Genomic DNA, 16,476 nt, shown 5'->3' on the forward strand with positions numbered 1-16,476 from the left:
GCATAGTTGCATAATGCAATTCTTTTTAGCTATAAAAGCAAATCATTCCCACTTAAAAGAATGGCATGCTAGACTAGTTAGGAATAAAAATAATAATAAACCCCACTATGAAACTTAAAGCCCCTGTAATTCTGTACTTTGCCTTATCAATGAACAGTGCTTTTGCATCAACACTGCAACAAAACATTGATGAAGCCAGAACAATCAGTGACTACCAAAAACGATATGACTATTTAAAAGCCATCGATAAAAAGCTTATTGAGTCTGCCAGCCTTGCAGAACAAGTAAGCTATAACGTTAGATTAATTCACGTTCACATACACCTCGGCCAATTTCAACAAGCGCAAACTATCATTGATGAACTTGAAGCGGGCCCAAAATACAAAAAAGACTCCCCCATTTACAGCGAGTTGTATCTAGCGAAAGCGCGGTTGGCATATAGAAAAAGTGACTTAGAAACCGCAATTTATTTATCGCAACAAAATGTCGCCCTATTTCAGCGCTTACAACTTACCCATTATGAAATTGATGCCGTGGCGAGTCTTGTCAGTGCTTATCATAATGCTGGCGAGTATCAAGCAGCCTTAAACTTGCTTGAAGTTTATATTCACGACAACAATCGCGAATTAACCTTAAAGCAAAAAGAAATGCTCTATCATGGTTATTCGCGTAATCTTGAACAGTTAGACCGCTTAACGCTTGCACTCGAATATAAGCTAAAACGCCGTGAAGTTATTCAACAGATGTCGCCGTCTATCTCGTTACAAGCCGGCATTAGTTATTCAATTGCTCAAAGTTATTTAGATTTAGAACAATACGAAAAAGCAAAGAGCGAGTTTATTACAGCCCTTAGTTTTGATAGGCAAACGGGCTCACTTTCTGATATCGGACATAGTTTAGTTAAACTATCCCAATGCGAATATGGGCTAAAAAACTACAATGTAGCGCTTGAATACGCACAAGAGGCTCAACAGGTGTTCGCAAGTTATAACAGCGCACGAAATACTGCCTGGGCAAATCATAATATTGCGATAAATTTGCTCGAAGTCGATAAAGCAACTCAAGCATTAACCATTGAAAAACAAGTGATCACTGAACTCAAGCAAGACGATCACTTATATATTGATGTATTACTCACATTAGCAAAGCTATACATTGGCTCTACTGAGCACGAACAAGCTAAACATTTTGCTGAGCAAGCCTACAAGTTAAGCAACCAAAAAAATAAGCTGCAAAAGCAAATCACAGCCCTAGAACATTTGATCACTGTGGCAGTACAACAAGCTGATTACAAACAAGCGTTGTCGTACCAACGGACTATTACAGAGCTTGAAAAAGGCTTTGCCCACAACAACTACAATCAACGTTTAGCGGAGCTGCAAAACTCCATTGCAATGCGCGACCGCGATTTGGCCATTCAAGATTTAAAGCTCCTAGACAATGAAAAAAGCCAAGCAATTGCCTCACAGCGCCAAACTATCTTATACAGCATTTTATTATTTAGCCTGCTTTTAGCTGTAATGGGCATTGCTTTATTAAGAATAAGACAGAGAAAACAGCTTATTGAACAGCGCCGAAATTATCTGGATAAACAAATCAGTCAACGTAGTAAGTTATTATCACAAGTTGCTCACGAGTTAAGTGGTCCATTAACCGGGTTGCGCTTACACCTTGAAACGCTCCAAGCAGGCTTAACTCAATTTAATGAGCTTACATACGAAAAGCTCAACCAAAAAATCACCGATATGGCAACTTTAGTCACTGATTTAAATAAAATTTCACTTTTAGAGCAAAGCAGCTTTCAGCTCAACGTAACAACACTTAATGCAGCTGAGTATTTCCAAAGCTTACACGCAGATATGGCAATCCAGCTTGATAAATTTGAAGTGAGATTCTCACAAAATGTTGCTGATGAATTAAACTTTGAGTGCGATGCAACACGGCTTTCACAGTTATTTGCAAACTTAATCAGTAATTCGCTTAAGTACACAAATCACCCTGGTAAGATTAATTTGAGGATTAGCCAAAACCAAACTCAGCTCTTAATCTGCTATGAAGATTCAGCCCCTGGTGTCAGCGATGAAAGTTTAGCAAAGATTTTTGACCATCTTTATAGAGTGCCAGACTTAAAAACGGTGAAACAGTCAGGCTCAGGAATTGGGCTTGCGATAGTAAAACAAATTGTCGAAGCCCATAACTGGCATATTACAGCTGTTCATAGCGAACTGGGAGGTGTCCGCTATGACCTTACAATTCCTATTTAGTTGATTTTTCTGGCCATTCAAACGCGCCAACATCGCCAGGAAAGACAACCGGTGATTCAATACCGTCTTTGTTTACAGCGGCAACACCAAAATAGTAGTTATCGATAACAACATTTTTAAGGGTTGCTTCGGTTACATTGCCAACATCGCGGCTAAATTGCCATTGTGGTTCACTCGTGTAACGCCAATAGATTTTATAACTGACCACCGTTGGATCATCGCTTTTATGCCACGCTAATGTTGTACTTGGCTTTACTGCACCTGAAATACTAACGCCCGTTGGTGGCGCTGGAGCCCATGCCATCGAAGCCATCGTCACTGCATTAAGTGACGTTAACTTCGCCGCATAGGCAAAATCAACATGGTCAATGGTATCACCGTAGGTAATACCATTTTCAGTACGCAAGTCTTGATGCTGTTGATTATAGTTTTCGTTGGTTTCCATTATACGCACAGCTGCAAAGCCAACATCGTTAAATGGACGGTGATGCCCTCCTCGACCAAAACGATCGAGTCGATAAACCAACATGGTATCCAAATTCTCAATGTAGCGATCTGCGATTGTATCTATGTAACGCGCTAGGTTTCGACTTGCAGAGTCAACTTCACCACCCGTAAAACGGCGTTTATGGGCTTGCTCTTTGGTTTCAATAACGCGAGTACCTTCAGAGAAGATACGTGCAGTTGTGTTATCTGTTACCCCATTAATGCCGGTTGAATTACCAATCATGTCGTTGTTTAAAACACCATGAACACGCCAATTATGCTGTTGTGCATATTTAGCTAAAATTTTACCGCCAAACAAGCCTTGCTCTTCACCAGATAAAGCTGCATAAACAATTGAGCCATTAAATTTATACTTTGATAAAACACGCGCCGATTCCAGCACGCCAGCCACACCAGATGCATTATCGTTAGCCCCTGGCGCATCTGAGGTATAATCCATTACATCAGACACTCTCGAGTCAATATCACCCGACATCATAACCATTCGGTTCGCATCAACTTGACCGCGCTGAATAGCCACAATATTGACAACTTCAACCGGGTTTGGAATACGCTTTTCACCGGAAATAGTGTCTTTTACTTCGATGATTTCTAGGCAGTTACCGCAGGCTTTAGAAATTGCCTCAAACTCAGACTTGATCCAACGCCTTGCTGCTCCAATACCACGCGTATTTGATTTCGTCTCAGAGAGAGTATGGCGAGTGCCAAAATCAACCAGCGTTTGAATATCTTGCTCTATACGTGTTTTAGAAACAGCATTTGCAATATCATGTAAAGCTTGTTGATCTTTATATTGAGGTGTTGTGGCATGAGCTGCCGAGATCAATAACAGCGATGAGCTAAACAAAGCACCCGTTGTTGTTATTATTTTACGCTTAAACATAGTTTCACTCCTTCAATGAATCATTCAAGGCTAACTAATATTTCATTTCGCGCAATAGTTATGAGTTAGAAAACAAATTATTAGGTTGAAACCATATACCAGCATTGCCTTAAATAAGTTACCCTGTATTTTTAGCGCCGGGTAACTTTATTCCATCATTGTAAAACACCATACGATTACCCCCTTCATACTTTGCTTTGTACATGGCTTTATCGGCACACTGAATGAGATATTCTGCGTCACCATAATGCTCGGGGAACAATACGGCACCAATACTTGGCGAGTAAATAAGCTCTGCATCGTTATAAATTAAGGGTTGGCAAATCTCGGTTATTAATTCGTCAACCATTTCGATGACGTCTTTTTTGTGTTTAATGCTATTGAGGATCACCACAAATTCATCGCCCCCTAAGCGCCCTACACTGTCTTCTTTTTTTAAGACATGACGAATACGCATAGCAATGGTTTTTAAGAGCTTGTCTCCAGCGCCATGACCATGAATATCATTAACTTGCTTAAAGCCATCAATATCGATAAACAGTACTGCAATCACGGTTGAAATGGTGTTCGCAATCGACAATGATTCCTCAAGCTGGGTGGTTAAGAAACTGCGGTTGGGGAGATCGGTCAGAGGGTCGTGCCCAGCCATATAAATCAGTTTTTGTTCGAGCTTTTTTTGCTCTGTAATGTCATAAGCAATAGCCACTCTAACTTGCTTTTCTTTAGACCAATAAACAGACCATAAAACATGCACTATTCTGCCATCTTTTCTAACCCAGCGGTTTTCAAATCGTGGGTGCTGATCATTGACCACAATTTGATTAATGGCATTGATGGTTTTGGCTCTGTCTTCTGGATAAACAAAGTCCAACATTTTTCTATTAATGGCTTCTTCTGGCGCGTATCCGAAAATTGTTTCAAAGGCAGGATTAGTAAAAAGTAACGTGCCTTTGGCATCAACTACACATACTGCATCGAGTAGAAGCTCAATAATATCTGACAAATAATCCGATGTATCTATGTTCATACGCAACTTTTAGGCTAGGTCTACACTGAGTATAGACGAAACCTAACAAGTCACTGAAAGTTTAAGCCTTAATTGGATATAACTTTTTGCAAAGCCAAGCTGAAAAAGCACTGAAAACGGCAATACCCACAAAATCAGCGATTAAATCGACAAAATCTAGCGTCCGAGATTCGACAAAATACTGGCTTAGCTCTTCTAAAATCACAAATGTACTTACAATCAGCACAGCTAAATAAATAGGCCGCCCAGCAATATTCATTGTTTTAAACTTAAAGGCGAGGTTGATGAATAGCGTAAGTAGTCCAAATAAGCAAAAATGCCCCAACTTATCACCGTAAGGAATTGCCGCAACAAGTTCGAAAAACACCGACTTTTGCCCAGTATTGGCAAGATAGATAACCCAACCAATAAAACCAAAAAAGCTGATAGCAATTAACACAAGAATACGTTGAAACATCTTTTATGGCGCCATATGTGAGGTTAAAAATAAAAATTGATAGGCAATCACTTTATTCCAATAGTGCCAGTCATGAATGCCCGGACGTTCAACATAGTCATGGCGGATGCGCATTTTCAACATCGCTTGGTGTAGCGCTCGGTTTTGCTCAATAAAAAAGTCATCAACGCCTATATCAAGCATAATCGGTAAGGTATCAGCGCCCTTTTTCCATGCCGTATTGCCTGCAGCAATTTTATGGAGGTTATTAATAATGGCTATGCTATCCCATTTTTCTTTGTTTTCAGCGTAACTGCCGAGTACTTTTGCAAGATCAAACTCTGCACTAAAGGGCCTAACATCAACCCCAGCAGACATCCCTGAAACTGCTGCAAACAGGTTTGGGTGATTTATTGCAATGTGCAAAGCACCAAAGCCCCCCATTGATAAGCCTGTGATTGCACGGCCACTTTTAGACTGATTGGTCGAATATTTAGAATCGATATAATTTAGTAAGTCGTCTGCGATATAGGTTTCGTATTGTGAGCTTTTATCGATATCAGAATCGAGATACCACGAACCGAAGTTGCCATCAGGGTTAACAATGATGACATCATATTGGTCTGCCAGTTTTTCAATGTTTGTCAGCTTTGTCCAATCGCTGTGATTGCCACTATAGCCATGTAATACATAGATAACATTGTACTCTTTTGAGTCTTGATAGCCGTCAGGTAATGTCACCGTTACGGGTTTTTCGATGGCAGTTTTTTTGCCCTTAAATATGTGGGTGTCGGTTTGGTAGGCACAAAGCGGTAAACTAAAAACGAGAGACAGCGTACAAAGCAACTTTTTCATCATTAATTCCTTTTTCTTATTATATTTTCATTTCTCACACTAGATGTAAATAACTGAATAGTTGATAGATTTTAATCTTAGTTTTTAAATTAAATGAACTGATAAAAAACCACTCAAATGGTATAGTAAGGCTACTTTGATTTTTAAAAAGCGTCGTCTATGTATCGTTTATTTGAGCGGATGACTAATCCGTTTCCTAAAGAGCAACCCTCTCAGCCACCTAATAGCTTATTTGCTTTTTGCCGTCATTATACCCGTGGCATGGAACTATCACTGCTATTTATGTCTTTGAGTGCCGCAGCGCTCGCTATTTTAGAAGTATCGCTATTTAGTTACATGGGGCAACTGGTCGATTGGCTTGGCGAATATACCCCAGATACCTTGTTTGTAGAGCAGCAGGCTGAACTTACAAAAATGGCGATTATGTTGCTGGTGGTGTTACCTATTGTCGTGTTCTTTCACTCAGCGGTGTTACATCAAGCGCTCCTTGGCAACTATCCTATGTCTATCCGTTGGTTAGCACACCGTTATTTGCTTCGTCAGAGTGTTAGTTTTTATCAAAACGAATTTGCCGGCCGTATTGCGACAAAAGTCATGCAAACCTCATTAGCTGTTCGTGAATCAGTGATGAAATTGCTCGATGTATTAATGTATATCGTTGTCTACTTTGGCGCCATGGTGTTTTTGGTCGCAGAATCTGACTGGCGTTTGATGTTGCCATTATTGATTTGGCTAGTTTTATACGCAGTAATTCAAATGTATTTTGTTCCTAAGCTAAAAAAAGTAGCCAGCTCGCAAGCTGATGCACGCTCAGAAATGACCGGACGTGTAGTTGATAGCTACACTAACATTTCTACTATCAAATTGTTCTCCTACACACAGCGAGAAGAACAATATGCAAAAGACAGCATGGATGTGTTTTTACAACCGGTATATAAGCAAATGCGCTTAGTTACTAGCCTAAACTTCTCTATCAACACGCTAAATTACTTATTGGTATTTAGTATTGCTGCCCTCTCTTTATATCTATGGTCAATTAGCGCCATCAGTGTTGGTGCTATCGCCATTGCGGTGAGTTTATCGCTGAGATTAAACGGTATGGCACAGTGGATCATGTGGGAGATCAGTAGCCTATTTGAAAACATTGGTACTGTTGCTGATGGTATGAAAACCCTATCAACGCCGATTGAAGTTGATGATAAAGAAAACGCAAGCACTCTTACTGTTAATGAAGGGTCGATAAGCTTTGAGAATGTGCAATTTAACTATGGTAAAGCTGCCAACGAGACCCACCGCGGCCCTGTTATCAATGGCTTAAATTTAGACATTAAACCGGGTGAAAAAATAGGTTTAGTGGGTCGCTCTGGCGCGGGTAAATCTACCTTAGTGAATTTATTACTGCGTTTTTATGATGTTGACTCGGGCACAATTCGTATTGGTGGTCAAAACATCGCTGAGGTAAGCCAAGAAAGCTTACGTAAGCACATTGCGATGGTGACGCAAGATACCTCACTGTTACACCGCTCAGTAAAAGATAACATTCTTTATGGTAGACCCGATGCAACTGAAGATGAAATGCTTGCGGCCGCAAAGCAAGCAGAAGCAATTGAGTTCATCGAAGACCTTGAAGACAGCAAAGGCAATAAAGGCTTTGCCGCACAAGTTGGTGAACGCGGTGTGAAGCTTTCTGGTGGTCAACGTCAACGTATTGCTATTGCACGAGTCCTTCTAAAAGATGCGCCAATTCTTATATTGGATGAAGCAACCAGTGCTCTTGATTCTGAAGTTGAAGCCGCGATTCAAACCAGCCTAGACGATTTAATGACTGGCAAAACAGTAATTGCCATTGCACACCGTTTATCAACTATTGCACAAATGGATAGGCTCATTGTGCTTGATGAAGGTGGCGTGGTTGAACAAGGCTCTCATGAGCAATTAATCGCACAAGGTGGCATCTATGCTGCCCTGTGGTCACATCAGACCGGTGGCTTTATCGGCGTTGAGTAGCTAGGTTTTCACTATTAAAAAAGGCATTGAATGAGTATTCTTTCAATGCCTTTTTTATATGTTAGCAATGCTGTTTAAATCAAACGTAAACCAATCAGAACGAGCATCACAATATTTGCCAAAGCAGCGATTAAAAAGAAATAGCTGCGTGGGCTTGGATTCTTCTCAGTAGCCACACCATAATACAGCAGCATATGAATGATTCTGGCTATCACATACATCCAAATACACAGTGCAAATGCGCTGCTGTTCAAGTTTAAAAAGAACCCCAGAAATACGGTACCTAAAAATAACGGGCTATTTTCTAAGGTATTCATAAATGTGCGATGCGAACGAAACACAAAGCTGTCATGGCTTAATGAATTATCGAGTTTACCAGGCACCGCATTGGGTTGTTTGGCTTTAGTGACAGAAGCAATTATCCACTGAATAGTCAGCATAATTAGATAAACATACACAGCCGCATATGCTGAAAAAGTAAGTTCAGGCATTTTCATTTCCTTTTCTATAACAACATGAATGCCTATTCCTTGCAAAAAACCAACCAAACCAAAAAACTAAATTAACTTACTGATTTTAAATAATTATCTATCTGTTAAAAACTATGTATGCTGTGCCACTGTTACCTATTTTGTATAAAATTTACAGAGTGGATAGATATTTGTTAAACACATGAACTTAACGCAACTCGCCTCTTTTACTTTACCCTTGCTTCGACTCTCTATAGTCTTAAGATCTGTTTTATATAACGATAGCTGTTTTATCTATCAGTTAATGTACTAAAAATAATAATAAAAGGTTTTATCATGCGTTTAGGACCCGGACTTCTTGTTACCGCTGCTTTTATTGGCCCAGGTACTATCACCACAGCAAGTGTTGCTGGTGCTAATTTTGGCTTTGCTCTTATTTGGACTTTATTGTTCTCTGTCATAGCGACTATTTTGCTGCAATCTATGGCAGCTCGTCTTGGTGTGGCTACAGGGTTAGATTTAGCCTCTGCACTTAGAAGCACCATTCAAACACCGATTTTTAAAGCCCTGGCTGTAATATTAGTAATAAGTGCGATTGGCATTGGCAGTGCAGCTTATGAAGCTGGTAATCTGACTGGTGCCAGTTTAGGATTGCAAGAAATACTACCTTCTGTAAACCCATTACTCTCGACTCCCCTTATTGCAGTTTTAGGTGCAGTTCTTTTGTACACTGGCAAACATAAAGTCATTGAGGGTGCGTTAATTGTTCTAGTGGTGTTGATGAGTTTAGTATTTATTTCAACGCTGGTGATGGCGGCTCCGCCACTTGGTGAAGTGCTAAAAGGATTTATACCTAGCTTACCTGATAATTCAATTACCACGGTACTTGCCTTGATAGGCACAACAATTGTGCCCTACAACCTGTTTTTACACTCTGGGGTACTTGCAGAAAAACACGATAGTTCAAAAAATATCGACAAAGTAATCAAAGAAACAAACCTTGATACCGGTATTTCGATAACTTTAGGTGGCATAATCACGTTAGCTATCTTATCAACAGCCTCTGTGGCATTTTACGGTACTGATGCAGGTAAAATTTCAGCGGCCAATATGGCTGTGCAGCTTGAGCCACTTCTAGGTGGTATGGCTCATTATTTCTTTGCTATCGGTTTATGTTCTGCCGGGCTTACTAGCGCAATAACTGCACCTCTTGCGGGTGCTTACGCTGTTTGCGGCATGCTTGGTTGGTCAACACAAATGAGTGATACACGTTTTAAACTGGTTGCTATCACTATCCTTGTTTTCGGTGCACTGGTCGCATCGCTTGGGCTTGATCCGGTTGCGGTTATCATCTTTGCGCAAGCTGCCAATGGTTTATTACTGCCAATTGTAACCTGTTACCTTGTTTGGTTGGTAAATCAAAAATCGGTGATGAAAAGCTACACTAATTCGCTTTTACTTAACCTTGTAATTGTGCCAGTAATACTGCTTATATTTGGCCTTAGCCTTTATAAACTAAGCAATCTAATTTTTTAGTTTTTAGTTTGAAAATATGTATTAAAAAAAGGCCGCAAGTTTGCGGCCTTTTCATATGTTGAGCGCTTATTTAGTATAAGCGCGTGGCATCGCTGAATCAGTTGTATAACGATCGCGTAGTTTATCTTGACGCGCTTCGGTTGAAACCTCTTCACCGTTGATCCACATTTTGCTTACGTGTGAGTTAAGCTCAAATGGATCTGCAGACCACATAACTAGGTTTGCACGTTTACCTTTGGCAATTGCGCCTGAGTTTAAACCAAAAACATCAGCAATATTGCTGGTTACTGCGCTAAGTGCACCTTGTTGGCTCATACCGTATGACACAGCATTACCTGCATCAAAACGTAATTGGTATACATTGTGGCTTGAGTCACCAGCAACACCAATAATGACTTTTACACCAGCTTTTTCAAGCTTACCTGCGTTAGCAAGGTTTGCATGTAATGAGTCAAAGCTACCCGGTAAGTTAGCCATAGAGCTGATGATCACAGGAACATCCGCTTTAGCTAGAGCATCCGCAACCACAACAGCATCATCACCGCCATGAATCACTAAATTGATGCCATAGGTTTCTTTTAACTTAACAAGCTCATAGATGTCTGATGCGCGTTGAACACTCGCAATCAGTGGCATATCACCCGCAAGCACAGCTGCTAGCACTTTTTGCTCTGTTGATGGCTCTTTTTTGTCATCTTTTTTAGCTGACTTTTCGCCTTCAAGCTTGTCGATAAGTGTTTTCATCGACATAGCACGTGAGCCTTTACTCTTTTCACCTAAATGAACAACAAGTGCAACTTGCTTTTTATTTACGCTTTCAAAGCTACCTGATAGATCAACTACAGATGCAAGACCCGCAAAGATACTGTCACCGCCGTTTGGTACAATTACGTCTTGTGTAATGCCGCCTTTGCGTGCATAAGGAATTAAGCTACTGCGTGGGTTGAATGCAAGGCTTGGATCAAAATCAATGCCCGCTTTGTCGTCACCACCATCGCGCGACCCTGCAACAGCACCCACTTCGACTAAGCCTAATTGGTTCATAGTGCCAATAAAGCCAGCAGTCACGATTTGGCCTTTTGCATCAATGGTTGTATCCGCGTTGATAGATGCTGGGTTAATAGCAACAATTTTGCCATCTTCAATAACAATGCTTGCGCCTTCAAGTACGCCTTGCTCTGTTGAAGTGTGTAGTGTTGCATTTACAATCGCTACCGATGCAGCACTTGCTGTCGCAGAAAATAAGCCAGCAGCAACAAGTGACAGCTTTAATGATTTAGTTAATTTTGTCATCAATGTTACTCCTATTTTTGACCTAGCATGAAATCACTTTGTGCTTGGTATTTATCATCGTTACGATCATAAACTTTGGCACCATCGATAAATACTTGTTCAGCTTTCGCATAAACACTGAATGGGTTTTGGTTCCAAATAACCACATCAGCTTGCTTACCTGCTTCAAGTGAACCTGTTTTATCATCAATACCTAGCGATTTAGCCGCGTTTGAAGTGATCCACTTGATTGCGTGTTGCTCAGAGATGTCATAGCCCACATCATTCGCGCGATACATAACTTTACCGGCTTCTTGGTTTAAGCGTTGGATAGTTGTATCTGAATCAGAGTGAACAACGGCACATGAATTTTTAACAGCATCTACAATTGCTACGTTCTCTTGAACCATGTCGTAGGCTTCCATTTTAAAGCCCCACCAATCTGGCCAAAGTGCCGCACAGTTACCGTTCTCAGCAAGTAAATCAGCAATTTTGTATGCTTCAACACCGTGATGGAAAGTACCTGAGTGATAGCCGAACTCTTTACCAAGGTCGATCATCATGGCCATTTCTTCTGCTTTATAACAGTGGTTATGGATTAAAATGTCACCTTCTAACACACCAGCTAGTGTATCTAGCTTAATGTCGCGATGAGGTACTGCAGGGTTTTTACCCGCGGCATAATCACTTTCGTATTTATCCCACTCGCGTTTGTACTCAGTCGCTTCAATCCACGCTGTGCGATAGCCCGCCATGTTACCCATACGCGTTGATGGTAAAACACCTTTACGGCCATAAACACGTTTCGGGTTTTCACCACATGCCATTTTTAAACCATACGGTGCTTCAGGAAATTTCATACCCTGCATCGTGTGCGAAGGAATGTTTTTAAGTGTTACACCGCGGCCACCAATTAAGTTTGCTGAACCTGGTAGAATTTGTAATGACGTAATACCGCCTTCACGAGCACGGTTAAAGCCAGGATCTTGTGGCCATACTGAATGCTCAACCCATACTTCTGCAGTCACAGGGCTGGTCATTTCATTACCATCTTGGTGAGATGCCACTGATGGAGTTGGGTATGCACCTAAATGTGAATGCACGTCAATAATACCCGGCGTTACCCATTTACCTTCTGCATCAATTGTTTTATCAGCTTGTACAGAAAGGTCTTTACCTATTTGTTGTACTTTGCCATCAACAAAGAATACATCTGCGTCATCTAAACGTTCACCTGTGCCGGTTAAAACAGTGGCATTAGTGATTAACGTACTTTGTGATGCAAGTGGCTGATAAGTGCTTGGGTATGGGTTTTTGTTAATCGAGACTTTTGGATCTTGTGGGCCATTGTCTTGGCAACCCGCTAACGCGACACCAAGCGCCATAACCAACAAGGATGGTGCAAATTTTTGCATTCTTACGTTCCTCTTTTTTATTATTTAATTACTTTAACTAATTGTTAATTCTAATGCGAGTAAACGAGGCCAGTCACCAATATTCAAGACGAACAACCAGCCTCACAGAGCACTATTTCTTTATGTAGTTGTTATATAGCTGCTCTAACGCACCTTCGGTCGTCAAGCTCGGATCTTTGTTGATAAAATGTTTCACAGTTCGAGTTACAAAATCAGAGTTTTGCTTATGCTGCTTGGCAAAACTTTTAATCAGTGAATCAGCATCGTTAGCTGCGGTTACTTTTTCGTGTCGATGGCGGTATTGACTCAATGCACGGTTAAAATCGCCGTTATAATCTTCTACCACCAGCTTATAGAATTCTGTTCTGTCGACTTGTAAATCATTAATGCAGTAATTAAGCGCGTCTTTAAAGTCATAAAAGACTTTGCCTTGCACATCAAATTCAGCACGCTTCTCACGAATAGTGACACTGGCATCTTCAGTTGCATAGCTATAACCTTGAAATGCAAGTCGCTCTGCTGCCTCTGCACCTAACTTCATGCCTGCTTTAATACTGTGCACAAACTCATCACTCATATCGTGAAGTTCACTCTCATGCCACATGTGATAAATTCTCAGCGCTTTTGCATACTTTGTTGAAAGTTTCTTTTTAAGCTTTGTAACTCGCCCATCAATAGTCAGCACTCGTTCGTTATGCAGTAATGCAAAGCACTCATAACATGCTGGAATTGATATAAATTCAGCCTCTTCGCCTAAATCTATAATGCTTTGCAGCATATGCAGTGGCGGACAAAAATCTCGCTCAGTTGCTTCACAACCACAATAAAAACATTGATTAAAGTGTTTTGATTCAGATGCATAGGCTTGTTGATAATAGCCTGCTAATTTTGTGGTCACTCATGCTCCTTATACTCTGATTAGCCTTTTTAAGAAAAGCTAGAGTTAATACTTAAATGTAACAGCTACGTAAAAATTAAGCCTTTAATACGAGCCAAAACACGTTTTAAAAAATAAATGAAAAAAAATTTCAGCCTATTTGTGTCAAAATTCACACTTTAAAATAGCACTAATCAAGCGGTTAGTTTTACTTGTTCACATCTACATACTTACTTACATCTTGTCGATTTTCATTAACAGCAATTGTTCTTGTTTAGCGTAATACTTTAAATGTGCCCAGCAAACAGGAAGTGTGAAGTATCCATAAAAGCGAGGTCGCACATACTAAACGTAATACGGACAACAACTGGAGAGAAAGATGAATACGTTAACTACAGCACTAGGTACAGCATTAATTTTAGGTTCTTCATTAGCAGCAACTGATGCAAGTGCAGCACAATTTGTCGCAGCAGATAACTCTGTTGGCACGCAAGCTTGCATGGCCATTGCTTCTAACAAACCATTAAACGTATCAAGCACAATGCGCGATCTACGCTTAAGCAAACGAGTAATGACAGAAAAACTACTTTGCAATGATATGACGACTGATAAGTTTGCAAGCACTTATGGTTTTCATAACTCTGCGAAATACTTAAATTTTGAAACAGCAACAAAAACAAGTATTCAAGATATTGCTAAAGTATCTGATGACACAGTGATTGTTATTGCTGGTTCGAAATAATGATGAATTCACTGTAGCAGGTCTTTAAAGGCCTGCTACAAATTCCTTCTTCGTTAAACTAGCGCAGCGATCAGGCCAAATAGGCCGCCAAATACTCCGCCCCAAATCACTAACCAACCTAAATGTTCTTTGATCATGGTTTGAATAATATCTTTCACCATGGTTGGCGTAAGCTCATTCAAACGCTCATCAACTAAACGCTCAACAGTACTGTGCAATGAGCCACCAAGATGAGAGTTGGCAAATAGCTTTTCATCTAGAATGGTTTTAAATTCGTCGCTCTTTGAAATATCAATCACCGCTGCTTTCATTTTTTCAATGAAAGGTTCACGCATCGGCTCAAGCGCATCACGGCCACCAAACATTGATAGCATGCCACCAAACTGTGAGTTTTCGATAACCTCAATTAATGAGTCATAAGCCGGACTTAAATTAACTTCACTGATCACTGGCTCTAAATCAATATTTGGCTTAGCTAACGCCATTACCTGATCGATTTTCTCTTCGGCGAAGAACTCGGTCATTACCAAGTTACGAATAGCCACCTTAAAAGAGGCAAACTTTAAAGTGATAACCCCAGAGCCGTATAAAAATGGTACTTTTTCGAATAGCATGTGAATAGCAAGCCAGTTAGTTACTGCGCCCGATAACGCAAATAAACCAACAGAAAGCACAATTGCTTGTTCAAATAAAAATCCGACTAATACTAAGGCAAGCGCCACTAAATTAGTGATGAGACTTTTATTCATCTGACCCCTCATAAATACTTCGATAAACTTTAACAATATTAACGCTATGGGTTTGTTAATTCATCGTCTTTTTGCCATAGTTTAATTATATGGTTAAAAGGTGAACAAAATTATGTGGAATTCGGTGAATGAACAGATTAGCCAAGCGATGCACTTTGATTTTAAGCATACCTTTAAGCGCCAATTACAATCACCCAATAACGACAAATACTTCCAAATTGGTGATGATCTACACCACTTCTTTGTGAAAGTTGCTCACTTGAGTGATCTAGAGCGCCTAGAGTGCGAAGCCTTTAATCTTGAGCTATTAACCCAAGAAAGCCTATTTATGATCCCAGACTGCATCACCACAGGTTGCAATATTGAGTTTTCATTTATCGTGCTTGAATGGTTAGAGCTTGATAAACAGCCCCATACCAATTGGCATGAAATGGGGGAACACCTTGCCCATTTACACCAAAAGCATACCCAAGCCATGTTCGGCTTAGATAACGATAATTTTCTTGGCCCTACTCTACAACCAAATCGTTGGCACAAAAAATGGGATGTATTTTTTGCTGAAGAACGCATCGGTTGGCAATTGCAGTTATTACAAGAAAAAGGCGTTGAGCTTGTCAACCAAGACACCTTCATCGCTTTTGTTAAAGACGCACTGCATAGCCATGTTGTAGAGCCATCGTTATTGCATGGTGATTTTTGGCGTCGAAATATGGGCTTTTATAATAATGTACCCAGTGTATTTGACCCTGCTTGTTATTATGGTGATCGGGAATGCGATATTGCCATGAGTGAGCTATATGCGCCACTGCCTGATAGCTTTTATGATGCCTACAACGAAATCTATCCACTGCAAGCAGGTTACGAGCAACGTAGAGCTATCTATCAACTATACCCTATGCTCAATAATGCCAATATATTTGCTGGGCACTATCTTACTGAAGCAAAACAACAAATTGATCAGCTACTGAAATAAGCACGAAATCACTGTAAAAGGAATGTCACAAACCGCTAAACACAGCTATATTTATCTTATAAAGCGTATTAATAAAGATGCTAACCGAATTGGTAGCACTACGCTTATATCAATTCGGTTAGTGAGTTATATCAATCTAATTAAATCTAGATTCATTTTTGATGAGTTAGGGTTTAATGAAGATTGCAATTTAACGAACTCAGGCATGCCTGATTAAGGTAAAAGCTGATGAAAGACCAATACACACAACGGATTTCATGCCCTCACTGTGGCCACCATATTCATGTTGCACTTGATGCAAGCGACGGTGACCAAGATTACTATGAAGATTGCGCAGCATGTTGCAATCCCATTCATTTAAATATGCATATAGATTACGCACACAACAAACTCGAATTACATGTCGATAGTGACGACGAGCAAATTTTTTAATTTGCTCGTTTGCTATATTTATTAAGCTCGT

Annotated in this window: 15 protein-coding genes; 6 read left to right on the plus strand and 9 right to left on the minus strand. The window is 40.2% G+C overall.

The window, feature by feature from the left end; translation table 11 throughout:
- Nucleotides 1–107: 107 nt before the first annotated feature.
- Nucleotides 108–2,264, plus strand: a complete 2,157-nt coding sequence (locus AADY36_RS08920) for an ATP-binding protein (RefSeq protein ID WP_342408874.1) — start codon at nt 108–110, stop codon at nt 2,262–2,264.
- Here AADY36_RS08920 and AADY36_RS08925 read toward each other — a convergent pair.
- The 4 genes from AADY36_RS08925 to AADY36_RS08940 all read right to left on the minus strand — a co-directional run bounded on the left by AADY36_RS08925 (nt 2,257) and on the right by AADY36_RS08940 (nt 5,975).
- Nucleotides 2,257–3,654 carry a M28 family metallopeptidase gene (locus AADY36_RS08925; RefSeq protein ID WP_342408875.1) on the minus strand — a complete coding sequence of 466 codons (1,398 nt, stop codon included), beginning with the start codon at nt 3,652–3,654 and terminating at the stop codon, nt 2,257–2,259. The two genes, AADY36_RS08920 and AADY36_RS08925, sit on opposite strands and share 8 nt — an antisense overlap.
- A gap of 118 nt (nt 3,655–3,772) precedes the next feature.
- Nucleotides 3,773–4,681: a sensor domain-containing diguanylate cyclase gene (locus tag AADY36_RS08930; protein WP_054561397.1), complete on the minus strand. Its 909-nt coding sequence runs from the start codon at nt 4,679–4,681 to the stop codon at nt 3,773–3,775.
- A 61-nt stretch (nt 4,682–4,742) separates the two neighbouring features.
- Entirely contained in the window at nt 4,743–5,138 is a 396-nt protein-coding gene (locus AADY36_RS08935) for a VanZ family protein (RefSeq protein ID WP_054561396.1), read from the minus strand.
- A 3-nt stretch (nt 5,139–5,141) separates the two neighbouring features.
- The gene (locus AADY36_RS08940; RefSeq protein ID WP_342408876.1) at nt 5,142–5,975 is read right to left on the minus strand and encodes an alpha/beta hydrolase; all 834 of its coding nucleotides are present in this window, start codon (nt 5,973–5,975) and stop codon (nt 5,142–5,144) included.
- A gap of 156 nt (nt 5,976–6,131) precedes the next feature.
- Between AADY36_RS08940 and AADY36_RS08945 the strand changes: the two genes are divergently transcribed.
- Nucleotides 6,132–7,979, plus strand: a complete 1,848-nt coding sequence (locus tag AADY36_RS08945; RefSeq protein WP_342408877.1) for an ABC transporter ATP-binding protein — start codon at nt 6,132–6,134, stop codon at nt 7,977–7,979.
- A gap of 74 nt (nt 7,980–8,053) precedes the next feature.
- Here AADY36_RS08945 and AADY36_RS08950 read toward each other — a convergent pair whose 3' ends face one another.
- Nucleotides 8,054–8,470 carry an MAPEG family protein gene (locus AADY36_RS08950; RefSeq protein WP_342408878.1) on the minus strand — a complete coding sequence of 139 codons (417 nt, stop codon included), beginning with the start codon at nt 8,468–8,470 and terminating at the stop codon, nt 8,054–8,056.
- Nucleotides 8,471–8,785: 315 nt separating this feature from the next.
- Here AADY36_RS08950 and AADY36_RS08955 point away from each other — a divergent pair, with 315 nt between their 5' ends.
- Nucleotides 8,786–9,985, plus strand: a complete 1,200-nt coding sequence (locus AADY36_RS08955; protein ID WP_055022252.1) for an Nramp family divalent metal transporter — start codon at nt 8,786–8,788, stop codon at nt 9,983–9,985.
- A gap of 66 nt (nt 9,986–10,051) precedes the next feature.
- On the opposite strand, the gene AADY36_RS08960 is transcribed toward AADY36_RS08955, so the two are convergent.
- The 3 genes from AADY36_RS08960 to AADY36_RS08970 form a co-directional block, all read right to left on the minus strand.
- Nucleotides 10,052–11,278 (minus strand): amidohydrolase family protein, encoded by a 1,227-nt coding sequence (locus AADY36_RS08960; protein WP_054561391.1) that lies wholly within the window; start codon nt 11,276–11,278, stop codon nt 10,052–10,054.
- 11 nt (nt 11,279–11,289) lie between these two features.
- Nucleotides 11,290–12,672, minus strand: a complete 1,383-nt coding sequence (locus AADY36_RS08965) for an amidohydrolase (RefSeq protein ID WP_054561390.1) — start codon at nt 12,670–12,672, stop codon at nt 11,290–11,292.
- 112 nt (nt 12,673–12,784) lie between these two features.
- Complete coding sequence (locus AADY36_RS08970; protein WP_054561389.1) at nt 12,785–13,570, minus strand: hypothetical protein; 786 nt, start codon at nt 13,568–13,570, stop codon at nt 12,785–12,787.
- A 358-nt stretch (nt 13,571–13,928) separates the two neighbouring features.
- Between AADY36_RS08970 and AADY36_RS08975 the strand changes: the two genes are divergently transcribed.
- Entirely contained in the window at nt 13,929–14,291 is a 363-nt protein-coding gene (locus AADY36_RS08975; RefSeq protein WP_054561388.1) for a DUF3718 domain-containing protein, read from the plus strand.
- Between the two features lie 53 nt (nt 14,292–14,344).
- Here the strand turns inward: AADY36_RS08975 and AADY36_RS08980 are convergent, their stop codons facing one another.
- On the minus strand, nt 14,345–15,040 hold the full coding sequence (locus AADY36_RS08980) for a hypothetical protein (RefSeq protein WP_054561387.1): 696 nt from the start codon (nt 15,038–15,040) through the stop codon (nt 14,345–14,347).
- A gap of 112 nt (nt 15,041–15,152) precedes the next feature.
- Between AADY36_RS08980 and AADY36_RS08985 the strand changes: the two genes are divergently transcribed.
- Nucleotides 15,153–16,013, plus strand: a complete 861-nt coding sequence (locus AADY36_RS08985; RefSeq protein WP_055022253.1) for a fructosamine kinase family protein — start codon at nt 15,153–15,155, stop codon at nt 16,011–16,013.
- A 228-nt stretch (nt 16,014–16,241) separates the two neighbouring features.
- Nucleotides 16,242–16,445, plus strand: a complete 204-nt coding sequence (locus AADY36_RS08990; protein ID WP_054561385.1) for a CPXCG motif-containing cysteine-rich protein — start codon at nt 16,242–16,244, stop codon at nt 16,443–16,445.
- Nucleotides 16,446–16,476 lie beyond the last annotated feature (31 nt).

The sequence above is a fragment of the Pseudoalteromonas sp. D15MCD-2 genome, from assembly GCF_038562745.1.
GTDB lineage: Bacteria > Pseudomonadota > Gammaproteobacteria > Enterobacterales > Alteromonadaceae > Pseudoalteromonas.

Excerpts from the sequence above, each read along its gene's own strand:
- AADY36_RS08935 (WP_054561396.1), bottom strand. The coding sequence starts at position 5,138 with ATGTTTCAACGTATTCTTGTGTTAATTGCTATCAGCTTTTTTGGTTTT.
- AADY36_RS08990 (WP_054561385.1), top strand. The coding sequence starts at position 16,242 with ATGAAAGACCAATACACACAACGGATTTCATGCCCTCACTGTGGCCAC.
- AADY36_RS08945 (WP_342408877.1), top strand. The coding sequence starts at position 6,132 with ATGTATCGTTTATTTGAGCGGATGACTAATCCGTTTCCTAAAGAGCAA.
- AADY36_RS08965 (WP_054561390.1), bottom strand. The coding sequence starts at position 12,672 with ATGCAAAAATTTGCACCATCCTTGTTGGTTATGGCGCTTGGTGTCGCG.
- AADY36_RS08940 (WP_342408876.1), bottom strand. The coding sequence starts at position 5,975 with ATGATGAAAAAGTTGCTTTGTACGCTGTCTCTCGTTTTTAGTTTACCG.
- AADY36_RS08950 (WP_342408878.1), bottom strand. The coding sequence starts at position 8,470 with ATGCCTGAACTTACTTTTTCAGCATATGCGGCTGTGTATGTTTATCTA.
- AADY36_RS08975 (WP_054561388.1), top strand. The coding sequence starts at position 13,929 with ATGAATACGTTAACTACAGCACTAGGTACAGCATTAATTTTAGGTTCT.
- AADY36_RS08955 (WP_055022252.1), top strand. The coding sequence starts at position 8,786 with ATGCGTTTAGGACCCGGACTTCTTGTTACCGCTGCTTTTATTGGCCCA.
- AADY36_RS08925 (WP_342408875.1), bottom strand. The coding sequence starts at position 3,654 with ATGTTTAAGCGTAAAATAATAACAACAACGGGTGCTTTGTTTAGCTCA.
- AADY36_RS08985 (WP_055022253.1), top strand. The coding sequence starts at position 15,153 with ATGTGGAATTCGGTGAATGAACAGATTAGCCAAGCGATGCACTTTGAT.
- AADY36_RS08930 (WP_054561397.1), bottom strand. The coding sequence starts at position 4,681 with ATGAACATAGATACATCGGATTATTTGTCAGATATTATTGAGCTTCTA.
- AADY36_RS08920 (WP_342408874.1), top strand. The coding sequence starts at position 108 with ATGAAACTTAAAGCCCCTGTAATTCTGTACTTTGCCTTATCAATGAAC.
- AADY36_RS08960 (WP_054561391.1), bottom strand. The coding sequence starts at position 11,278 with ATGACAAAATTAACTAAATCATTAAAGCTGTCACTTGTTGCTGCTGGC.
- AADY36_RS08980 (WP_054561387.1), bottom strand. The coding sequence starts at position 15,040 with ATGAATAAAAGTCTCATCACTAATTTAGTGGCGCTTGCCTTAGTATTA.